Genomic DNA, 20,936 nt, shown 5'->3' with positions numbered 1-20,936 from the left:
AGCGGGCCTCACACGACGGGATCATCCCAGCTTATGGGAAAGCGGCGCGCGCCGAGGCGGTTTACATCGGCGCCTTGAGGCCACTCAAGAAGCCGGCGCGCGGCACGCGAAATGCCTGTCCCAGCGGCAAAAACGGTGCAACTTTCGCGCGCCGGCCGAGTCGAATGGATGAACCAGACTGGCGCGGCGGCCCCTCCGCCCGCCTGCACTGGATAGGAGAAGCACGCCATGACCCTGTCCCTCACGTCCCCGGCATTTCAGGCCGGCGCCGCCATTCCCGCGCGCTATACCTGCGATGGCGCCAATATCTCGCCGCCGCTGTCCTGGTCCGGCGTGCCGCCGAACGCCAAGAGCCTGGCCCTGATTGTCGACGACCCCGACGCGCCCGATCCCGCGGCGCCGCAGCGCACCTGGGTCCACTGGGTGCTGTACAACCTGCCCGCCAGCGCCAGCGGGCTGCCGGAAGGGTTGCACGGCGAGGATTTCCCTCCCGGCAGCGGCACCGGCATCAACGACTGGCAGCAGAACGGCTACGGCGGCCCCTGCCCGCCGATCGGCCGGCACCGCTACGTTCACAAACTGTACGCGCTCGATCGTATGCTGCCGACGCTGGTCAAGGTGACCAAGCTGCAACTGGAGCAGGCGATGCAGGGCCACATCGTTGAACGGGCCGAGCTGATCGGGCTTTACGAGCGCAACTAGGCTCACCGCGGGACGGGCGCGTTGTGGCGTAAGTTACAGCACCGGTATCGTCCGGGACGCGCCGGCGTTCTCCTTGGGCAGCGAAACGATCAACACGCCGTTGTCGTAACTCGCCGTCGCCTTGTCGATGTCGACGCTGCGCGGCAGGGGAATGGCGCGCTGGAACGCGCCGTAGGCCCGCTCCATGCGGTGGAAGGTGCCGTCCACGGTTTCGCTGGCATAACGTTTTTCGCCAGACAGGTATAGCGTGTTGCCCTCGACGGCGATGCGGCAATCCTCCTTGCGCATGCCGGGAAGCTCGACCCGCACCACGATTTCCTTCTCCCTTTCCTCCACTTCGCAGGCCAACAAGCTCCAGCGCGGGAACGCGGTCTGGGTCTTGCTCGCCGGCTGCTTCTCGTCCTTGCCGCGGATGAAATGCGTGAGCGAATCGCTGCCACGGTTGAGCAATTCACGCCAGCCGTCCGACAAGCTTTCCCACGCCCGGCCGAGCTCCTGGCCGATGAGTTTTCCCGAATGCTTCAACGTTTCCAACATGATTCCCTCCTGGTTCGCCATTAGGCAAGCTCACGACGTCAAACAATCGCGCACCGAACCACCGTTGTGCATGCGCTCGATGGCCTCGGCGAACAGCGCGGTGCAGCTCAGTATCGTCAGCTTGGCCTGCGCGGCGCCCGGCTCCAGCCGAAACGCCGGCACGCTGTCGCTGACGACGATGCGCTCCAGCGCGCCGTCGGCCAGCACGGCGTTGGCGTCGCCGGCGAACAGGCCATGCGTCGCGGCCGCGAACACCCGGCTCGCGCCGGCGTTGCGGCAGGCCCGGGCGCTGCGCGCCAGCGTGTTGCCGGTGCTAATGAGGTCATCGACGATGACCGCGTCCTTGCCCTTGACGTCGCCGACCAGCAAATCGCCGCTGACCACGCCGCCGCTCCGATATTTCTCGACGATGGCGGCGCAGACCGGCTTGTCCAGCACCTCCGCCAACAGCAGCCTGAAGCGCTCGGTGCGCTTGATGCTGCCGGCGTCCGGCGACACCGCGACCACCTCGCGCTCGCGCAACAAGGGCGCGAAATACTTGACGAACAAGCGGTTCGCCTCCAGATGCTCGGTGCAACAACGAAACGCGTTCTGATAGGCGGACAAATTGTGGACGTCGAGCGTTAGCACCGCGTCGGTGCCGACCGCCTCGAACAGCGCCGCCACGTAGCGCGTCGTCACCGGATCGCAGGGTTTGCTCTTGCGGTCCTTGCGCGCGTAGGCCAAGTACGGCACCACGGCCGTGACGCGGGCGGCGCCGGCGTCCTTCACCGCGCCGATGAAAAACAGCAGGCGGCACAGCTTGTCGTTGGCGCTTTGCCCGGCGTCGCCGTACAGCGACAGCAACACGAACACATCGTTGCCGCGCACGCTGGCCAGCGGCCGCGCCTTGTGCTCGCCGTCCTCGAAGTCGCGTTCGTCGTGGGGGCTGGGCGCAAGGTCCAGCCAACGCGCCACCTGCTCGCCGAACACCCGGCTGCTGTTAAGGACAAAGAGCTGCAACTCATGGTCAAACATCATTGCCTCAACGCAGTGGCATTGCGAAAAACATGTACCTTGCGCGAAAATCCCGCGCCACTCCGATTTGAGTCGCAGGGACGGCGCGAGTTCCGCCGGAACCGGCGGGTAAACTGTGCAGCTTATGGCATCGAACCTGCGTAGCAACGCAAGTCCCATCCCATCCCATCCCATCCATGCGGTGCACACGCGCCGCCTGCAAGAGCAAAAGTTTCGCTATTCACCACAATGGCTGGCCCGCGCCAACGAATACCTGCTGCTGGCGGAGCGCCACGCGGTCTCTTGTGAATAGATCAAGGCGCCCGCGCGCGGGTACTGCACAGCTTGATTTTTCTCAATCGTACGATGCGGACGGCTGCTATCTTGAATTAATCAAACGAGGAACATCATGAGCCTGCACTGTGAACCGCCGACACCGCTCCGACCACGCACCTGGCGCGGCCATTTCGCCACTACCGACGCCGTCGAGCGCTGCGTGTCGCTGCAAGCGTCGTTCGGCACGCTGTTCGCCGCCGTGCTGATGCGCACACAGGGAATCGACATCGGCGTCGCCATCCGCGTGCTGGTGCGGCCCCGGCAGCGGCGTCCGCTGCCACAGGACATATACGCCCTGCGCACCTACTTCAGTCCGCCGCCGTTGATTTACAGCCATACCCACTACTAGAGCGCAAAAAAAAACAACAAAAAACCCGCAGCCTCAAAGAGAACTGCGGGTTTTTTGACGGTCCCGGCGTTACCGGAACATTGTACTGGCGGAGACGGTGAGATTCGAACTCACGATACAGGTATAAGCCGTATGCATCCTTAGCAGGGATGTGCCTTCGGCCACTCGGCCACGTCTCCAAGCTGACGAATCAACTTTGCCCCCAGAGCGCTTGCGCGCATCAGTGGACGAGCAACATCATAGCCATTGAAACACGATTGGTCAACGGTGCAAGCAAAAATTGACAATACCCGCATGCAGCCATAGAGGAGCCACCTCGGCCGGCAATTACGTTGCCAACTCCCCGGCGTTCTTTCAGATCAACAATTCCGGCGGCCCCGTGCCTGCCGCCGTCCTATGGCTTTGGAGCGGACAACAAAAAACCCGCAGGCTCCAAAGAGCGCTGCGGGTTTTTTGACGGTCCCGGCGTTACCGGAACATTGTGCTGGCGGAGACGGTGAGATTCGAACTCACGATACAGGTATAAGCCGTATGCATCCTTAGCAGGGATGTGCCTTCGGCCACTCGGCCACGTCTCCAAGTTGACGAATCAACCCGCCTTCAACAGCTAACTTCGCTGGAGCAGACGAGCGTCATATTATCTATTGGAGCCAGATTGGTCAAGGAAACAGCCGGCTTTTTTGAAAATATTACGCGTTTTCCAAATCGAAGGCTTTATGCAGCGCGCGCACGGCCAATTCCATGTACTTTTCGTCGATCAGCACCGAAATTTTGATTTCCGAGGTCGAGATCATCATGATGTTGATGCCCTCTTCCGACAGCGTGCGGAACATCTGCGACGCCACGCCGACGTGGCTGCGCATGCCCACGCCGACCACCGACAACTTCGACACCTTGGCGTCGCCGATGATGCTGGTGGCGCCGATGTCTTCCTTGGTGCTGTTGAGCACGGCCATCGCGTTGTGGTACTCGCCGCGCGAGACCGTGAACGTGAAGTCGGTCTTGCCGTCGACCGACTGGTTCTGGATGATCATGTCGACTTCGATGTTGGCGTCGGCCACCGGGCCGAGGATGTGGTACGCCACGCCCGGACGGTCGGGCACGCCCAGCACGGTGATTTTGGCCTCATCGCGGTTGAACGCGATACCGGAGATGACTGCTTGTTCCATGTTGGTGTCTTCCTCAAACGAGATCAGGGTGCCTGAATTGGCTTCGATTTCCAGCGGCAGCAGCGGGTCCGTCAGCGACGACAGCACGCGCGTCGGTACGCGGTAGTTGCCCGCGAATTCGACCGAGCGGGTCTGCAGCACTTTCGAGCCCAGCGACGCCAGTTCCAGCATTTCCTCGAACGTGATGGTCTTCAGGCGGCGCGCCTCCGACACCACCCGCGGGTCGGTCGTGTAGACGCCGTCGACATCGGTGAAGATTAGGCATTCGGCCGCCTTCATCGCCGCCGCGATCGCCACCGCCGAGGTATCCGAGCCGCCGCGGCCCAGGGTGGAAATATTATTGTTCTCATCGACACCTTGGAAGCCGGTGATGATGACGATCTTGCCGGCGTCGAGGTCGCGCTTGACCTTGACGTCGTCGATCGATTGAATGCGCGCTTTCGTAAAGGCCGAGTCGGTCTTGATCGCGACTTGCCAGCCGGCGTAGGACACCGCTTGTTTGCCGATCGCCAGCAATGCCATCGACAGCAGGCCGACCGACACTTGTTCGCCGGTCGAGGTGATCATGTCGAGTTCTCGCGGATCGGGTTGATCCATGATTTGCTTGGCCAGGCCGATCAGACGGTTAGTCTCACCGGACATCGCGGATGGCACCACGATAATTTGGTGCCCTGCGTCATGCCATTTGGCGACGCGCTGAGCAACGTTCTTGATGCGGTCGGTCGAGCCCATCGACGTACCGCCGTATTTGTGGACGATTAGTGCCATAAGAGTGAAGTTTCCGCTCAAGAAGAATAAAAAGGAGGGCTTTACTCTACATGCCGCACTGCAAAATAACAAGTCAAAATAATCATAACCTCATACCGAATCGGCATAAGGAAATATCGTTTTGCCGCAGTGCGGCGCGCGCCCCGCCCCTACAGGCTGAGCCAGCGCAGGCTGATGCGCGGCGCCTCGGCCTGGCTCAGGTGGTGGCAATCCATGCCGATGCCGGCGGCGAACAGCAGCTGCGCCGGCGTGCTGACGGTGGGCAGGCGGGCGCGCTCCCACGCTGGCACGTCGCACGCCTGGTAGTGGTATTTCAAGGTCCGGGTGGGCCGGTTGGCCGCCCGCTTCAGGCGCTCGCCGCCCTTGCGGAAGTCGATTACCAGGTCTTGCCCGCGCAGCCAGTCGGCGTCGACGCCCTGCTCCGCCGGATCGAAATACAACACGCCTCCGTAGGCCGGGAACGCCAGCTCCGCTTCGCCGCGCCAAACGAACGCCTGGCCCGGCAGATGGTCGTCGTCGCCGTCGGGGTCGCGCGTACCGTCCAGTTCCGCCAGCTTGGGCGTCAGGAACAGGCGGTCGCGGTGGCGCCGCACGTGGCAATCCGGATGCGTCACCAGCGGTTGCGCGTCGGGGCGCGCCTCCAGCAACTGGCTGAGCATTTCGGCCAGCCACGCGGTCGACGGCATGCGCAGCTGGCGCGTGCCGAACCAGTGGCGCAGCAGGTTGTAGCAGCGGTCCAGGCTGAGCAGGCGCAGCTTGCCGATGTCGAGGCAGTCGCCGTCCAGGCACGACGCCAGGTCTTGGGTGGCCAGTTCCACCAGCAGGCGCTGCGCCGACTGGGCGTGCTGGGCGCTGCGGGCGAAGCGCTCCTGGAAGCCGGGGAAGGCTTGCGCCAGCGCCGGCATCACCTGATGGCGCAGCGCGTTGCGGGCGAAGCGCCGGTCGTCGTTCGACTCGTCGTCGACGTAGCCGATGTCGTTGGCGGCGACATAGGCGGCCAGTTGCTTGCGCGAAGCCGGCAGCAGCGGACGCGCCATCACCAATTCCGGGTTGCCCAGCAGCTCGGGCGCGGCGTTGGCGGCGTCCATGCCGGACATGCCGGCCGTGCCGGAGCCGCGCAGCAGTTGCAGCAGTACCGTTTCGGCCTGGTCGTCCTGGTGGTGGGCGGTCAGCAGCAGGGTCACGCCGTGCTCGCGGCTCAGCGCGCCCAGGGCGGCGTAGCGGCTGTTGCGGGCGGCTTCCTCGGTGCCGGTCTTGGCGCTGCGCTCCAGCGTGACGCGGCGCGCCTCGAAGGCCACGCCCAGGGCGGCGCAGGCCCCCGCGCAGTGCTCCAGCCAGGCGTCGGCGTTGGCGCTGATGCCGTGGTGGATGTGGAAGGCGTGCAGCGCGATCTGGTGGCGCCGGGCGTAGTCGTGCGCCAGGTGCAGCAGCGCCGACGAGTCGAGCCCGCCGCTGAGGGCGATCGCCATGCGCGCGACCGGTGCTTGCGCGCCGGCGCGTTGCTGGCAGGCCGCCAGCGCGCGTTCGAAGGTGTCCGGCAGGCTGCCGGCTTGTTGCTTTTTCACGTCTTGCTCCAGAACGAAAGCGGGGACGGAAGCCATTTTGCGTTGCAAAACGGGCTTCCGTCCCCTGCTGTAATTGACTATTTTTGCGGGCCGCCGACGCTTATTCCGTCGGGGTGGTTTCCTTGAATTTGCCGTAGCTCATCAATTTTTCGTGGCGCGCCACCAGCAGGTCTTTGGTTTTGATGCCGTGGAACTGGCGCAGCGAGTCCGCCAGCGCGCGTTTCAGCAAGGTCGCCATCTGTTTCGGATCGCGGTGGGCGCCGCCCAGCGGTTCGTTGACGATCTTGTCGATCAGGCCCATCGCCTTCAGGCGGTGCGCGGTCAGGCCCAGCGCTTCGGCCGCGTCGGAGGCGCGCTCGGCGGTCTTCCACAGGATCGAGGCGCAGCCTTCCGGCGAGATCACCGCGTAGGTCGCGTATTGCAGCATCAGCACGGCGTCGCCGACGGCAATGGCCAGCGCGCCGCCGGAGCCGCCTTCGCCGATGATGGTGGCGATCAGCGGCACTTTGAGTTCGGCCATCACGTACAGGTTGTGGCCGATGGCCTCGGACTGGCCGCGCTCTTCGGCGTCGATGCCGGGAAACGCGCCCGGGGTGTCGACGAAGGTGAAGATCGGCAGGTTGAATTTCTCCGCCACCTTCATCAGGCGCATCGCCTTGCGGTAGCCTTCCGGTTTCGGCATGCCGAAGTTGCGCAGCGCGCGCTCCTTGGTGTCGCGCCCCTTCTGGTGGCCGATGACCATGCAGGGCTGGCCGTTGAAGCGAGCCAGGCCGCCGACGATCGACAGGTCGTCGGCGTAGCTGCGGTCGCCGTGCAGTTCGTGGAAGTCGGTGAAAATCTCGTTCACATAGTCCATCGTGTACGGGCGCTGCGGGTGGCGCGCGATCTGCGCCACTTGCCACGGCGTCAGCTTGGCGTAGATGTCCTTGGTCAGTTGCTGGCTCTTCTTGGCCAGGCGGTCGATCTCTTCGGAGATGTCGACGGCCGAATCGTCTTGCACGAAACGCAGCTCTTCAATCTTGGAATCGAGTTCCGCGATCGGTTGTTCGAAGTTCAGGAAAGTTGTTTTAGTCATTGTACCTCCATATTATCGCCTGCCGCGGCGGCGGTGCCGCGCGGCGCATTGTTCATTATTCTACCGGAACCGGGTCCAGGCTACGCCACAAGTACCAGGTGGCGACTGTGCGCCACGGCTCCCAGTTGGCCGAGACTTCGCGCGCGTCGCTGCGCGAAACCGGCTCGCCGGAAAAGTAGTTGACGCTGATGCCCTGGATCAAACCGGGGTCGTCGAGCGGCAGCACGTTGGGCCGGAGCAGATTAAATATCAAAAACATCTCCGCTGTCCAGCGTCCAATGCCGCGAATTTGCACCAGTTCGGCAATGACGGCTTCGTCGTCCATCTGGTCCCACTGGTTCGCGTGCACCCGCTTGGCCTTGAAATGGTCGGCCAGGTCGAGGATGTATTCGGTCTTGCGTTTGGACAGGCCACAGGCCGACAGTTGCTCCGCGCCGGCCTTCAAGACCTGGCTCGGGGTGCATTTCGGGCACGCCAGCAGCAGCTTTTTCCAGGCGGCGTCGGCCGCCTTGGGCGTGATCTGCTGGCCCACCAGAGACCGCGCCAAGGTCGTAAACGGGTCGCCGTGGCCGACCAGGTGCAGGTCGCCGAATTGCGGGATCAGCTTTTTCATGATGCGGTCGCGCTTCATCAGCTCGACTTTCGCCTCTTCCCAATACGGCGGCACCTGCACCACCACCGCGACGTCCGCGCCGTCCTTGGCCGGGGTCGTCATGCGCGGCGCCAGTTGGTCGATCCGTCCGGCTTGTCTTCCAGCACGATCCCGGCGGCCAGCAATTCGGCGCGGATCTTGTCCGACAGGGCGAAGTCGCGCGCCTTCTTGGCGTCGGCGCGCGCGCCGATGGCTTGCAGCACGGCCGCTTCGCCGGTCTGCTCGGCGTCGCCGACGGCGCCCTGTAGGAATTGCCGCGGCGCCCGTTCGAGCAGGCCCAGCACGCCGGCCAGGCTTTTTAACTGGCGCGCCAGCGCGGCCGACTTGGTGCGGTTGACCTCGGTAACCAGGTCGAACAGCACGGCCATCGCCACCGGCGTGTTGAAGTCGTCGTCCATCGCCTCGGCGAAGCGCACCGCGTGGGCCTCGCTCCAGTCGGTCGCGCCCGGCTCGGCCGCCACCTCGCCCAGCGCCGTATACAAGCGCGTCAACGCCACGCGCGCGTCGTCCAGGTGGACGTCGGAATAGTTCAGCGGGCTGCGGTAGTGGGCGCGCAAGATGAAGAAACGGATCACCTCGGCGTCGAATTTTTTCAGCACTTCGCGGATCGTGAAGAAATTGCCCAGCGACTTGGACATTTTTTCATTGTCCAGGCGCACGAAGCCGTTGTGTATCCAGTAGTTGACCATCGGATGGCCGAACGCGCCCTCGGACTGGGCGATCTCGTTCTCGTGGTGCGGGAACTGCAGGTCGGCGCCGCCGCCGTGGATGTCGAACTGCTCGCCGAGCAGCGCGCAGGCCATCGCCGAACATTCGATGTGCCAGCCCGGGCGGCCCTTGCCCCATTTCGAGTCCCACTTGACCTCTTCCGGCTCGGACTCCTTCGACGCCTTCCACAGCACGAAGTCGAGCGGGTCGCGCTTGCCGACGTTGACGTCGACGCGCTCGCCGGCGCGCAGGTCGTCAAGCGACTTGCCCGACAGCCTGCCGTAGCTGGGGAAGTTGCGCACCGCGTAGTTGACGTCACCGTCCTCGGCCAGATAGGCCAAGCCGCGCTCTTCAAGCTTGTCGATCAGGCTCAGCATCTGCGGCACGTAGGCGGTCGCGCGCGGCACGTGGTCGGCCGGCAAGATGCCGAGCGCGCCCGTGTCCTCGTCCATGTACCGGGTGAAGCGCGTGGTCAGCTGCGAAATCGTTTCGCCGTTCTCGACCGCCCGGCGGATGATTTTGTCCTCGATGTCGGTAATGTTGCGCACATAGGTGACGTCGTAACCGGAAGCCTTGAGCCAACGATAAATGACGTCGAACGCCATCATCATGCGCGCATGGCCGATATGGCAATAGTCGTAGATGGTCATGCCGCACACGTACATGCGTACTTTGCCGGCCTCCATGGGAACGAATGTCTGCTTCTCGCGCGCCAGCGTGTTGTAAATCTTTAAATTGCTCATCGTACTCTTGCAAGTGTAGCGGGCATGGCAACCGGGCAAAACGGGGGGCAGGCGCGGACACCAGGGCGCCGCGCCAAAACCTCCATCTGCCTCTAGACCGCCAGGCCCTCTATATTGTTGTTCTTCTTTGTTAGAATGGGGCTTCCGGGTCAAGTATAACATTGATAAAAACCATACTGGCCTGATATGAGTTAGGTTTTTACACGCGACAACCGAATTTCCACATCATTACAATTTCAACCACCCCGACGCCAAGGAAGCAATAATGCAAGAAAAGACACTCAACAAGCTGCCATTTCTGGCCAAATTCATGGCCCTGTTCGCCGGCCTGACCCTCAGCAGCGTGGTGCTGGCGGCCGGCGCCGCGCCGCAGGTATCGCTGAAAACCAACCTGGGCGTCATCGTCGTCGAACTGGACCAGGAAAAAGCGCCTAAAAGCGTCGACAACTTTTTACAGTATGTGAAGAGCGGCTTCTACAAGGGCACTATTTTCCACCGCGTCATCGACGGCTTCATGGTCCAGGGCGGCGGCTTCAGCAAGACCATGGTGCAAAAACCCACCAACAAGCCGGTTGAGAACGAAGCCAAGAACGGCCTGAAAAACCTGCCGTACACCATCGCCATGGCGCGCACCGGCGACCCGCACTCGGCCACCTCGCAGTTTTTCATTAACGTCAGCGACAACACGCCGCTCGACTACCCGGGCCGCGACGGCTTCGGCTACACCGTATTCGGCAAGGTCATCAGCGGCATGGACGTGGTCGACAAGATCAAGGCCGTCCCGGTCGCCGATTCCGGCCCCTTCCAAAACGTACCGGTGACGCCGATCGTGATCGAATCGGCCACTTTACTCGGTGGCGCGGCGCACAAAACTGTAAAATAACGCTTTGGCCGCGCCGGCCGGTCCGGCCCCAGGCCGTATCGGCCGGCGCCGCCAGTCTATCCCACCCTGCAACCCTGAACACTAGGACTTATCATGACCGCTGTAATCATCACCACCAACCTGGGTAAAATCACCGCCGAACTGGACGCCGAAAAAGCGCCGAAAACGGTTGCCAACTTCCTCGCCTACATGGCCGCGGGTCACTACGACAACACCATTTTCCACCGCGTCATCGACGGTTTCATGATCCAGGGCGGCGGCTTTGAACCAGGCATGAAACAAAAAGCGGCCGACACCACGGTGGAAAACGAAGCCAAGAACGGCCTGAAAAACGACACCTACACGCTGGCCATGGCGCGCACCTCGGACCCGCACTCGGCGTCGGCGCAGTTCTTCATCAACATCAAGAACAACAGCTTCCTCGACTACCCTGGCCAGGACGGCTGGGGCTACGCCGTGTTCGGCAAAGTCACCGAAGGCAAAGACGTCGTCGACGCGATCCGCGCCGTCAAAACCTCGCGCGCCGGCATGTTCGCCGACGTGCCGGTCACCGACGTGATCATTGAAAAAGTAGAAGCGGCGTAATCGGCATGGTCAGGTATTGCGATCGAGCTTGCATCGGCGCTGCGCGATGACAATGCCTGACGCGCGCCCACGCGCGCTGTTTATTTCAGATCTGCACCTGCAGCCTTCGCACCCGCGCACCAGCGCGGCGTTTTTCGACTTCCTCGAACGGCGCGCGACGGCTGCACAAGAATTATATGTACTCGGCGACCTGTTCGAATACTGGGCCGGCGACGACGACCTGGCCGCCCCCTTCCACCAGCAAGTGACGGCGGCGCTGCGGCGCGTCAGCGACGCCGGCGTGGCCCTGTATTGGATCGCCGGCAACCGCGACTTCCTGGTCGGCCCCGGCTTCGCCGCGGCGACCGGCGCCACCTTGCTGGCCGAGCCGCACGTGGCCAGCATCGGCGGCCAGCGCATCGCGCTGCTGCACGGCGACGCCGAATGCACCGACGACGTCGGCTACATGGAGTTTCGCGCCATGGTGCGCCAGCCGGCGTGGCAGGCGCAATTCCTAGCGATGCCGCTGGCGCAGCGCCAGGCCATCATCGCCGGCCTGCGCCAGAACAGCCGCGAACAACAGGGCGGCAAGTCGTACGAGATCATGGACGTGACGCCGCAGGCGGTTGCCGACGTGTTCGCGCGGACCGGCACCAGCGTGATGATCCACGGCCACACCCACCGCCCCGCCCTGCACGTCGCCGGCGCCACGCGCCGCTACGTGCTGCCGGACTGGGAGTGCGACGTCGACGGGCCGCGCGGCGGCTGGATCGCCGTCGACGCCGACGGCAACGTTACACGGCACGGCCTCGACGGCGCCATCCTCGGCTGAGCGTAGTTCCCACGCCAGTCGGGTTATGGCCTGCGGGCTAACCCGACGGAAACCGTTTCGACTTGGCGGGCCGGCACACCAAGAAATCGACCCGGGCCGCCACAGTCCGACCCCACGGTTAGGCCTTTGGTTAACAAGCGCACCCTTTCATCTTGCCTGATTCAATAGCTTGGTTGACAAGTTTAAATTTAGTGTTATAGTTCACTACAACACCACTTCATCAGATCACCAACCAGGAGGCGCCATGCCCGCACCCAGATCCGCGCCGCTCCCGCCGCGCAGGGAGTCACTACGATGAGCATCGGCTGGAACGACAACGCCCCGATCTACCGCCAGCTCAAGGAGCGCGTCATCGGCATGCTGCTCGACGGCCTGCTCAAGCCCGGCGACGCGCTTCCGTCGGTGCGCCAGGTCGCGGCCGACTATCAACTCAATCCCATCACCGTCTCGCGCGCCTACCAGGAGCTGGTCGACGAGGTGCTGGTGGAAAAACGAAGGGGACTAGGTATGTATGTAACAGAGGGAGCCCGCGACAAACTGCTGGCCAGCGAGCGCGACCGTTTCATCCGCGAAGAGTGGCCGGCCATGCTCGAACGCATCCGCCGCCTCGGCCTCGACGTCGACCAGTTGCTGCGCGCCGCCCAGCCGGGAGGCCGGTTATGAGCGCCGCCATCGAGCCAAGCACCGGCCCCGTCATCCGCGCCCGGGGCTTGAGCAAGCGCTACGGCAAGCAGGCGGCGCTCGACAACGTCAGCTTCGACATCGCGCCCGGGCGCGTCGTCGGCCTGATCGGCCCGAACGGCTCCGGCAAGACCACCACCCTCAAGGCCATCCTCGGCCTGACCTCGTTCGAGGGCGAATTGACGGTGCTCGGCCTGGACCCGCGCGCCAGCCGCGACAAGTTGATGGCGGACGTCTGTTTCATCGCCGACGTGGCCATCCTGCCGCAGTGGTTGCGCGTCGGCGAGGCCATCGACTTCGTCGCCGGCGTGCACCCGCGCTTCGACCGCAGCAAGGCCGAGCGCTACCTGGCGCACACCAAGCTGTCGCCGAAGATGAAGGTCAAGGCCATGTCCAAGGGCATGGTGGTGCAACTGCACCTGGCGCTGGTGATGGCGATCGACGCCAGGCTGCTGGTGCTCGACGAGCCGACGCTGGGCCTGGACATCCTGTACCGCAAGCAGTTCTACCAAAACCTGCTGGAGGACTATTTCGACGAGGACAAAACCATCCTCATCACGACCCACCAGATCGAGGAGGTCGAGCACATCCTGACCGACCTGATGTTCATCCGCGACGGCAAGATCACGCTGTCGGCGTCGATGGACGAAGTCGGCGAGCGCTACACCGAAGTCATGGTCGAGCCGCAATACACCGGCGCCGCCAGCGCCTTGCAACCGCTGAGCCAGCGCACCGTGTTCGGCAAGTCGGTGATGCTGTTCGACGGCGCCAGCCGCGAACAGCTGGCCGTCTTCGGCGAGATCCGCACGCCCAGCGTCGCCGATCTGTTTGTCGCAACCATGAAAGGAACGTACGAATGAAAACCATGCAATGGCTGGTCAAGCGCGAAATGTGGGAGCACAAGGGCATGCTGTTCTGGACCCCGGTGGTGGAAGGCGCCGTCATGGCGCTGCTCGCCGCGACCATGCTGCTGTTCGCGCTGACCGGCGACGGCCTGCACGCGACGCTGACGGTGAACGGCAGCAGCGGCTCCGTCAGCCACGTCGTCGGCGACGCCCTCGGCAACAGGGACCTGAGCCAGACCGCCAGGCTGATGGCCAACACCTACATGACCGCCGCGTCGCCGCTCTTCCTGACGCTGGGCGCGCTGGTGTTTTTCTACTGCCTCGGCGCGCTCTACGACGAACGGCGCGACCGCAGCCTGCTGTTCTGGAAATCGCTGCCGGTGTCGGACGCGATGACGGTGCTGTCGAAGGCCGGCATGGCGCTGGCCGTCGCCCCCGCCATCGTCGTCGCGGTCGGCACGCTGACTTCGCTACTACTGCTGATGATGCTGTGCGCGCTGCTGGCGGCCAACGGCGTCAACGTCTTCGGGCAACTGCTGGCGACGCCGGATTTGTATCTGACGCCGCTGCGCATCGCCGCGCTGCTGCCGGTGTACGCGCTGTGGGCGCTGCCGACGGTGGGCTGGCTGTTGATGGTGTCGGCCTGGGCGCGCTCGAAGGTGCTGCTGTGGGCGCTGGGCCTGCCGGCGCTGACGGTGCTGCTGGCGGTCTGGGCCAACAAGAGCTTCAACCTGATGCTGAACACCGAGTGGTTCATGGAAGACGTCATCGGCCGCCTCCTGCTCGGCGTGGTGCCGGGCTACTGGTTCCTGTTCGACCGGACGCAGCGCCAGGCGATGTCGGAGTCGGGCGCCAACGCGCTCACGTCGGCCGACCTGCTCAGTTACTCCTGGGCCACGCTGGGCGGCGTCAGCGTGTGGATCGGCGCCGCCGCCGGCGCGGCGATGATCTACGCCGCCATCAAGCTGCGCCAGTCGCGCGCGGAATGCTAAGCCGGTAGTTTGACGCAGCGAACAAAACGCCCTGCCCGCCGGGGCGTTTTGCATTGGCGTCTTCCACAAATAGGCAGCCGACACGGCAACTGTGCGGCGCGTTTTCCGGCGCCACCGTATAAGAGTTGATTATCATTACTTCGAAGGACAAAACATGTTTGAGATGGATCTTCCCTGGTGGGAATTCATTCTGCGCGGCACGATCATATATTGCGTGCTGCTGGTGTTGGTGCGGGTGTCCGGCAAGCGCACCGTGGGCCAGTTCACGCCGTTCGATTTGCTGGTGGTAATGCTGCTGAGCGAGTCGGTGTCGAATTCGCTCTCCGGGGGCGACCAGTCGGTGCCCGGCGGCTTGATCGTCGCGGCAACCTTGATATCGCTCAATGTCGGCATTGCCTTCGCCACCTCGCGCAACCGCAAGATCTCCGACCTGATAGAAGGGACGGCGACCTTACTGGGCCGCGACGGCAAGATATTCGACGACGTGGTGAAGAAGTGCCGTATCTCCAAGGGGGACGTGGAGGAAGCGCTGCGGGAAAATGATTGCTCGCTGGAAGAAATGAAATGTCTATTTTTGGAAGCGGACGGCAACATTACCGTATTGAAGTCGTGAGCCATACCCGCGCGCGACGCGGCGACGGCCGGGGCGCGTTGCCGCGCCCCGGTCTCCGGGCTATTCGAACTGCCGCTTGAACGCCTCGAATTGCGCGGCCAGGCCGTCGAAGTCCAGGCGCAGACGCTGCACCTCCTCTTCCAGCTGGGCCACCCGGCTGCCCTGCTGCGGCGCCGACACGCTGCCGGCGAAGCCGGACGCCGTTTCCTGCCGCGCCAGCGCTTCCTCGCCCGACAGCAACTGGCCGTAGCGCGGCTCCTTGGTGCCGGGCGCGCGATCCAGCCGCGCCACCAGCGGCGGGTATTTATCGATCAGGAATTGCAGGCCGAGTTCGACGTCGGCGACCGATTTGAACTCGTGCAAACGGCCGCTGCGGGTGCGGATTTCGCCGGCCGTTTGCAACCCGCGCAGCATCAGGATCGTCAGGATCGCCAGCTTTTCCTGCTCCAGCGACCATTTGATGCGCATGCGGTGTTCGTACTTGGTGGTGCGGGCGCCGGCCTGGGTAATGCCGTTGACGAACTTGCGCTGCATCAGGCGTTGCAGCACGTCGTAGACGGTTTCCTCGGATAAGGCCATGACCGGGTCGCGGCTCGACAGCTGGTTGCAGCCGTTGGTGATGGCGTTCAGCGACAGCGGATAGTTATCCGGCGTCAGCGCTTCTTTTTCGGCCAGCACGGCCAACACGCGGATTTCAAACGCGTCGAGCAACGCCGCGTTGTCGGACCCTTTTTCTCCCGCCGTTAATTCAATATTCATGTGCGCTTCCTTAGTCGACTAACTTGTTCAATTGCACCGAGTCGAATTTATCACACTCTTGCAGCGACTGACAGGCTATCCCGGCCGCCTTCAGCGTGGCGACGATGCGTTCGATCTGCTGTTCTTGCGTGACGGCGTGGTTGATCAAGCCGTGCAGCGCCTTCGACAGCGGGTCGTCGCCGTTCGGCGTCACGCCGTAGGCCGAGAACAGGTGCGCGCTGGCGCCCTCGCGCGCGGCGTCTTTTTGCACGATGTGGGCCGGGTTGCCGACCGCGGTCGCGCCGGGCGGCACCGGCTTCAACAGCACGGCGTTGGAGCCGACCTTGCCGTATTCGCCGACCGTGAAGCCGCCCAGCACCTTGGCGCCGGCGCCGACGATGACGCCGCGTTCCAGCGTCGGGTGGCGCTTGGTGCCGGTGTGCAGCGAGGTGCCGCCCAGCGTCACGCCCTGGTAGATGGTGCAGTCGTCGCCGACCACGGCGGTCTCGCCGATGACGACGCCGAAGCCGTGGTCGATGAAGACGCGCCGGCCGATGCTCGCGCCGGGGTGGATTTCAATGCCGGTGACGATGCGCGCCAGGTAGGAAATAAAACGGCCGCCCCATTTCATGCGGCGGGTCCAGCACCAGCGCGCCCAGCGGTGCATCACGATCGCCTGCAGGCCCGGATAACAGGTCAGCACCTCCCAGGCGTTGCGGGCGGCGGGATCACGTTCGATGATGCTGTTGATGTCTTCACGCAGGTTGTGGAACATAGGGCTTGAGGTGGGGGTTGGGACGCTGATGGTAGCTTATTCAGCCGGGGCTTGCAGGGTTGGGGGACGTAAAAAAAACCAAGGGCGTGAGGCCGGGGTCAGACCCCGGCTCTTTGCCATTGGTTTTTTTGCCGTCTCCGGCGCCCTGCCTGAAAACGCGGTTAGGCGGCTTCCTTGGCCAGGCGCTGGCGGCGCGCTTCGTACAAACAGACGCCGGCGGCGACCGACACGTTCAGGCTTTCGACCGAACCGAACATCGGAATGCTGACCAGCATGTCGCAGGTGTCGCGGGTCAGGCGGCGCATGCCCTCGCCTTCCGAGCCCATAACCAGGGCGGTCGGGCCGCTGAAGTCGCCTTCATACAGGCCCTTGTCGCCGTCGTCGGACATGCCGATGAGCCAAATGTCGCGCTCTTTCAGTTCGCGCATGGTGCGCGCCAGGTTCGTCACCGTGATGTACGGAACGGTCTCGGCGGCGCCGCTGGCGACCTTGGCGGCGGTGGCGTTCAAGCCGACCGCGCGGTCCTTCGGCACGATGACCGCGTGCGCGCCGACGCCGTCGGCCACGCGCAGGCAGGCGCCCAGGTTGTGCGGATCGGTGATGCCGTCGAGTACCAGCAGCAGCGGCGGGCCGTCGATGGCGTCGAGCAGCTCGTCGAGGTTGCGCGCCAGCGCCAGTTCGGAGGCGAAGGCGATCACGCCCTGGTGGCGGCGGGTGCCGACAATTTTGTCGAGGCGGGAAGAGTCCACCGGCATGACGCGCACGCCGGCGGCCTTGGCGGCGGCGACCATGTCTTGCATGCGCCGGTCAACCCGGCTCGCATCGACAAAAATCTCTTCCACCGACGAGGCCTCATGCCGCAGACGCGAGGTCACGGCGTGGAACCCGAAAATCATTTTATTCTTCATTTGTTATCGCTTCTTCTTGCTGGATTTTGAAACAGTTTTTGCTGTACGTGGCGCGGCCGGAGCCGGGGCTGGCGCCGCGGCGCTGGCCCTGGAACGCTTGGCGGCGGGCTTGGCGTTGGCGCCGCGTCCGCTGTCGCTGGCCTTGATTTCATGGCGCGACTGGGTCGTCGGACCCGGTTTCACCATGCTCTTGGCGTTGCGGCCGCCTTTTTTGCCGGCCTTGTCGCCTGGCGCCTCTTCTTCCTCGGTGCCCGGTTCGGACACCAGGCGCAGGTCGATCTTGCGCGTTTCCAGGTCGACCCGCGCCACTTGCACGGTGACGCGGTCGGTCAGCTGGTAGCGCTTGCCGGTGCGTTCGCCGCGCAGTTCATGGCGCGCGTCGTCGTACTGGAAGTAGTCGGTGCCTAGTTCGGTGACATGCACCAGGCCCTCGACGAACAACTGGTCGAGCTGGACGAAGATGCCGAAGGTGGTCACGCCGGTAATCATGCCGGTGAATTCCTCGCCCAGCTTGTCCTGCATGAAGTAGCACTTCAGCCAGGCTTCGACGTCGCGCGAGGCTTCGTCGGCGCGCCGCTCGTTGGCCGAGCAATGCACGCCCAGCGCGTCCCAGACGGTCAGGTCGGCGGCTTGCTTTTGCTTGCCCTCGGCCTTGTCCTTGGCTTGCTGCTTGCGCGTCGCGTTCGACACGTTGGTGTTGAGCACGGTGGTGTCGGCGAGCTTCGGCTCGTAGCGCTTGCCTTGCAGGATCGCCTTGATGGCGCGGTGCGTCAGCAAGTCGGGGTAGCGGCGGATCGGGCTGGTGAAGTGGGCATACGCCTCGTACGCCAGGCCGAAGTGGCCGATGTTGTCCGGGCTGTAGACCGCTTGCTGCATCGAGCGCAGCAGCATGGTTTGCAGCAGCGCCGCGTCCGGACGTTCCTTGACCTGCTTCATCAGCGTGGCGTAGTCCGACGCGGCCGGCGTGTCGCCGCCGGTCAGGGTCAGGCCGACCTGCTTGAGGAAGGTGCGCACCTGGGTCAGCTTTTCTTTCGTCGGGCTGGCGTGGATGCGGTAGGTGCCCGGATGCTTGTGGCGCAGCAGCAAATCGGCGGCGCAGACGTTGGCCGCCAGCATGCACTCTTCAATGATCTTGTGCGCTTCGTTGCGGGTGCGCGGAATGATTTTTTCGATCTTGCCGGCGCTGTTGCAAACGATATAGGTTTCGGTGGTCTCGAAATCAATCGCGCCGCGGACGCTGCGCGCCTTCAACAGGGCGCGGTAGACGTCGTTCAGGTTCTGCAGGTGCGGCACGATGTCGGCGCGGTTTTCCGCTTCGGGACCGTTGGTGTTGCCGAGGATTTCGGCCACTTCCGTGTACGTCAGGCGCGCGGCCGAGTGGATCACGGCCGGGTAGAACTGGTAGGCCTTGATGTCGCCCTTGTCGGTGACGACGGCGTCGCACACCAGCGTCAGACGGTCGACCGCCGGGTTCAGCGAGCACAGGCCGTTCGACAGTTTTTCCGGCAGCATCGGAATCACGCGGCGCGGGAAATACACCGAGGTGCTGCGTTCGATCGCGTCGACGTCGAGCGCGTCGTTCGGCTTGACGTAATGGCTGACGTCGGCGATGGCGACGATCAGGCGGAAGCAGTTGCTGCGGCCGACCTTGACCGGCTCGCAATACACGGCGTCGTCGAAGTCGCGGGCGTCTTCGCCGTCGATGGTGACCATCGGCACGTCGCGCAAGTCGACGCGCGAGCCCAGGTCGATGTCCTCGTCGCGCACCTGGCTCGGCAGCTTGGCGGCCTGCTTCAGCGCGGCGCTCGAGAAGATGTGCGGCACGCCGAACTTGCGCACGGCGATTTCGATTTCCATACCGGGGTCGTCGAGCGCGCCCAGCACTTCAACGATGCGCCCGACCGGCTGCTTGAAGCGGGACGGCTGCTCGGTCAGCTCGACGCTGACGATCTGGCCGGCCTTGGCCTTGCCGGGCGAACCCTCGACGCGGATGTCCTGGCCGATGCGCTTGTCTTCCGGTGCGACGACCCAGACGCCGTTGTCGTTCAGCAGGCGGCCGATGACATGGCTGTTGGCGCGGCTGACGACTTCGACGATGGTGCCCTCGGGGCGGCCGCGGCGGTCGGTGCCGGTGACGCGCGCCATGACCTTGTCGCCGTGCAGCACTTTCTGCATTTCCTTTTCGGACAGGAACAGGTCGGCGCTGGCGTCATCGGGGATGACGAAACCGAAACCGTCGCGGTGCGCGCTGACGCGACCGGCGACGAAGCCGCCCTGGTCGGCCAGCACGAACACGCCGGTGGGATCGGATTTCAATTGGCCGTCGCGTTCCATCGCCTTCAGGCGACGAACCAGCACGTCCAAGGAATCGGCGTGCACTTCCAGCGACTGCGCAAGTGCCTGCGGGTCTAACGGCGCATTAACACTGCGGAATATGCCGAGAATTTCCTCCCGGCTGGGGATGGTGTGGGTATTTTGGCTCAAAAGTATTTCTATAGTTATTATTGACAGTGATCAAACGGGGTAACGGCCGATGAAATCACCGTCAATATTGACACGGTGATAGCCCGTAGTGTACCGGAGGACGGCGCGGTTTACCTAACGCATGAGGGTATTTTAAAAAGATTTGGCAGGCATTTGACATCCGCCGGAATTCATCTATAATCTTGGTCTCTCGCAGCGGCAAACTTGAAAAAGAATGCCAGCGACGGGAAAGCGGTACTAGAGTGGATGTGCAGTATGGAACGAAAGTTCATCTGGCGCAAAACTCTCCAAGACCGTATAATAGCAGAAGTTGCAGTAACAGTGCCCACGTGGCGGAATTGGTAGACGCGCATGGTTCAGGTCCATGTGCCGTAAGGTGTGGGGGTTCGAGTCCCTCCGTGGGCACCACCTACCGGATACGCAGTAAAGAGAACGCCGCAAACTTTCACGAGTTTTGCGGCGTTTTTCCATTGCGCCGACAGATTCCCCGGCCGCCGAGCCACGACATGTGGAATCGGTGGTTTCCGACCCTTCCTCCCCTGCTGGCGGGAAAATCGCATCTTTCCCGGCAAAAAAAGCAAATCACCCTTGTCGGATCGGCTTCCAGCCCTTATGATTCTGTCCGTCGCTGCAGAACACGCAGCGCGGCAGTAAGCAGTAACAGTGCCCACGTGGCGGAATTGGTAGACGCGCATGGTTCAGGTCCATGTGCCGTAAGGTGTGGGGGTTCGAGTCCCTCCGTGGGCACCATCTACCGGATAAGCAGCAAAGAGAACGCCGCAAACTTTCACGAGTTTGCGGCGTTTTTCATTGCGGCGCGATTTTTCCCGGCGCCAACGCCACGGCGGCCGCTTCTTGGCACTGGCGCGCGACGCACAACTTTCTTGCACAAAAGCACAAATTGCCGTTGACCAAACTGCCCCCAGCCCTTATGATTCTGTCCGTCGCTGCAGAACACGCAGCGCGGCAGTAAGCAGTAACAGTGCCCACGTGGCGGAATTGGTAGACGCGCATGGTTCAG

20 protein-coding genes and 4 tRNA genes are annotated in these 20,936 nt (G+C 63.5%); 11 read left to right on the top strand and 13 right to left on the bottom strand.

The annotated features are described in order from the left end of the window. Nucleotides 1–228 precede the first annotated feature (228 nt). Nucleotides 229–702 carry a YbhB/YbcL family Raf kinase inhibitor-like protein gene (locus ACFDR9_RS14395; RefSeq protein WP_017876187.1) on the top strand — a complete coding sequence of 158 codons (474 nt, stop codon included), beginning with the start codon at nt 229–231 and terminating at the stop codon, nt 700–702. A gap of 33 nt (nt 703–735) precedes the next feature. On the opposite strand, the gene ACFDR9_RS14390 is transcribed toward ACFDR9_RS14395, so the two are convergent. Together ACFDR9_RS14390 and ACFDR9_RS14385 are read right to left on the bottom strand one after the other, a co-directional pair. Continuing rightward, nucleotides 736–1,239, bottom strand: a complete 504-nt coding sequence (locus ACFDR9_RS14390; protein WP_409031426.1) for an Hsp20/alpha crystallin family protein — start codon at nt 1,237–1,239, stop codon at nt 736–738. Between the two features lie 30 nt (nt 1,240–1,269). Beyond that, complete coding sequence (locus ACFDR9_RS14385) at nt 1,270–2,259, bottom strand: ribose-phosphate pyrophosphokinase (protein WP_017876189.1); 990 nt, start codon at nt 2,257–2,259, stop codon at nt 1,270–1,272. Nucleotides 2,260–2,644: 385 nt separating this feature from the next. On the opposite strand from ACFDR9_RS14385, the gene ACFDR9_RS14380 reads away from it, so the two are divergent. Beyond that, nucleotides 2,645–2,920: a hypothetical protein gene (locus ACFDR9_RS14380; protein WP_409031425.1), complete on the top strand. Its 276-nt coding sequence runs from the start codon at nt 2,645–2,647 to the stop codon at nt 2,918–2,920. A gap of 86 nt (nt 2,921–3,006) precedes the next feature. Here ACFDR9_RS14380 and ACFDR9_RS14375 read toward each other — a convergent pair. From ACFDR9_RS14375 to cysS, 7 genes are all read right to left on the bottom strand, one after another. Further along, a tRNA-Ser gene (locus ACFDR9_RS14375) sits at nt 3,007–3,099 on the bottom strand. 306 nt (nt 3,100–3,405) lie between these two features. Beyond that, a tRNA-Ser gene (locus tag ACFDR9_RS14370) sits at nt 3,406–3,498 on the bottom strand. 111 nt (nt 3,499–3,609) lie between these two features. Continuing rightward, on the bottom strand, nt 3,610–4,857 hold the full coding sequence (locus ACFDR9_RS14365) for an aspartate kinase (protein ID WP_017876191.1): 1,248 nt from the start codon (nt 4,855–4,857) through the stop codon (nt 3,610–3,612). Between the two features lie 149 nt (nt 4,858–5,006). Next, entirely contained in the window at nt 5,007–6,422 is a 1,416-nt protein-coding gene (gene tilS, locus ACFDR9_RS14360) for a tRNA lysidine(34) synthetase TilS (RefSeq protein WP_409031424.1), read from the bottom strand. A gap of 100 nt (nt 6,423–6,522) precedes the next feature. Further along, nucleotides 6,523–7,497, bottom strand: coding sequence for an acetyl-CoA carboxylase carboxyltransferase subunit alpha (locus ACFDR9_RS14355; RefSeq protein ID WP_017876193.1), 975 nt, complete (start codon nt 7,495–7,497; stop codon nt 6,523–6,525). 55 nt (nt 7,498–7,552) lie between these two features. Then, nucleotides 7,553–8,212 carry a DNA-3-methyladenine glycosylase gene (locus ACFDR9_RS14350; protein WP_017876194.1) on the bottom strand — a complete coding sequence of 220 codons (660 nt, stop codon included), beginning with the start codon at nt 8,210–8,212 and terminating at the stop codon, nt 7,553–7,555. Continuing rightward, nucleotides 8,209–9,600: a cysteine--tRNA ligase gene (gene cysS, locus ACFDR9_RS14345; protein ID WP_409031423.1), complete on the bottom strand. Its 1,392-nt coding sequence runs from the start codon at nt 9,598–9,600 to the stop codon at nt 8,209–8,211. Before cysS ends, ACFDR9_RS14350 begins: the two co-directional genes overlap by 4 nt. Before the next feature lie 265 nt (nt 9,601–9,865). Here cysS and ACFDR9_RS14340 point away from each other — a divergent pair, with 265 nt between their 5' ends. The 7 genes from ACFDR9_RS14340 to ACFDR9_RS14310 all read left to right on the top strand — a co-directional run bounded on the left by ACFDR9_RS14340 (nt 9,866) and on the right by ACFDR9_RS14310 (nt 15,010). Then, a complete protein-coding gene (locus ACFDR9_RS14340) occupies nt 9,866–10,483 on the top strand; it encodes a peptidylprolyl isomerase (protein WP_017876196.1) in 618 nt (205 codons plus the stop codon). 93 nt (nt 10,484–10,576) lie between these two features. Then, complete coding sequence (locus tag ACFDR9_RS14335; protein ID WP_017876197.1) at nt 10,577–11,068, top strand: peptidylprolyl isomerase; 492 nt, start codon at nt 10,577–10,579, stop codon at nt 11,066–11,068. A gap of 52 nt (nt 11,069–11,120) precedes the next feature. Beyond that, nucleotides 11,121–11,879 (top strand): UDP-2,3-diacylglucosamine diphosphatase, encoded by a 759-nt coding sequence (locus ACFDR9_RS14330; RefSeq protein ID WP_327076006.1) that lies wholly within the window; start codon nt 11,121–11,123, stop codon nt 11,877–11,879. A gap of 294 nt (nt 11,880–12,173) precedes the next feature. Continuing rightward, complete coding sequence (locus ACFDR9_RS14325; RefSeq protein WP_327076001.1) at nt 12,174–12,542, top strand: GntR family transcriptional regulator; 369 nt, start codon at nt 12,174–12,176, stop codon at nt 12,540–12,542. Continuing rightward, nucleotides 12,539–13,420, top strand: coding sequence for an ABC transporter ATP-binding protein (locus ACFDR9_RS14320; protein WP_327076002.1), 882 nt, complete (start codon nt 12,539–12,541; stop codon nt 13,418–13,420). The genes ACFDR9_RS14325 and ACFDR9_RS14320 overlap by 4 nt, the downstream gene beginning before the upstream one ends. Then, nucleotides 13,417–14,397, top strand: a complete 981-nt coding sequence (locus tag ACFDR9_RS14315) for a hypothetical protein (protein WP_327076003.1) — start codon at nt 13,417–13,419, stop codon at nt 14,395–14,397. Before ACFDR9_RS14320 ends, ACFDR9_RS14315 begins: the two co-directional genes overlap by 4 nt. A 154-nt stretch (nt 14,398–14,551) precedes the next feature. Then, nucleotides 14,552–15,010: a DUF421 domain-containing protein gene (locus ACFDR9_RS14310; protein WP_017876202.1), complete on the top strand. Its 459-nt coding sequence runs from the start codon at nt 14,552–14,554 to the stop codon at nt 15,008–15,010. Nucleotides 15,011–15,070: 60 nt separating this feature from the next. Here ACFDR9_RS14310 and ACFDR9_RS14305 read toward each other — a convergent pair whose 3' ends face one another. The 4 genes from ACFDR9_RS14305 to rnr all read right to left on the bottom strand — a co-directional run bounded on the left by ACFDR9_RS14305 (nt 15,071) and on the right by rnr (nt 19,915). After that, nucleotides 15,071–15,769 carry a YceH family protein gene (locus ACFDR9_RS14305; RefSeq protein WP_026132761.1) on the bottom strand — a complete coding sequence of 233 codons (699 nt, stop codon included), beginning with the start codon at nt 15,767–15,769 and terminating at the stop codon, nt 15,071–15,073. A 10-nt stretch (nt 15,770–15,779) separates the two neighbouring features. Next, the gene (gene cysE / locus ACFDR9_RS14300; RefSeq protein ID WP_017876204.1) at nt 15,780–16,523 is read right to left on the bottom strand and encodes a serine O-acetyltransferase; all 744 of its coding nucleotides are present in this window, start codon (nt 16,521–16,523) and stop codon (nt 15,780–15,782) included. 161 nt (nt 16,524–16,684) lie between these two features. Then, complete coding sequence (gene rlmB, locus ACFDR9_RS14295) at nt 16,685–17,431, bottom strand: 23S rRNA (guanosine(2251)-2'-O)-methyltransferase RlmB (RefSeq protein WP_327076004.1); 747 nt, start codon at nt 17,429–17,431, stop codon at nt 16,685–16,687. A gap of 3 nt (nt 17,432–17,434) precedes the next feature. Then, nucleotides 17,435–19,915, bottom strand: coding sequence for a ribonuclease R (gene rnr / locus ACFDR9_RS14290; RefSeq protein ID WP_327076005.1), 2,481 nt, complete (start codon nt 19,913–19,915; stop codon nt 17,435–17,437). Nucleotides 19,916–20,238: 323 nt separating this feature from the next. Between rnr and ACFDR9_RS14285 the strand changes: the two genes are divergently transcribed. Continuing rightward, nucleotides 20,239–20,323 (top strand) — tRNA-Leu (locus ACFDR9_RS14285). 257 nt (nt 20,324–20,580) lie between these two features. Then, a tRNA-Leu gene (locus ACFDR9_RS14280) sits at nt 20,581–20,665 on the top strand. Nucleotides 20,666–20,936 lie beyond the last annotated feature (271 nt).

This window comes from Janthinobacterium sp. CG_23.3 (genome assembly GCF_046115965.1).
Taxonomy (GTDB): Bacteria; Pseudomonadota; Gammaproteobacteria; order Burkholderiales; family Burkholderiaceae_D; genus Janthinobacterium.
The sequence above is the reverse complement of the archived record's forward strand: the minus strand, read 5'-3'. Positions and strand labels throughout refer to the sequence as shown.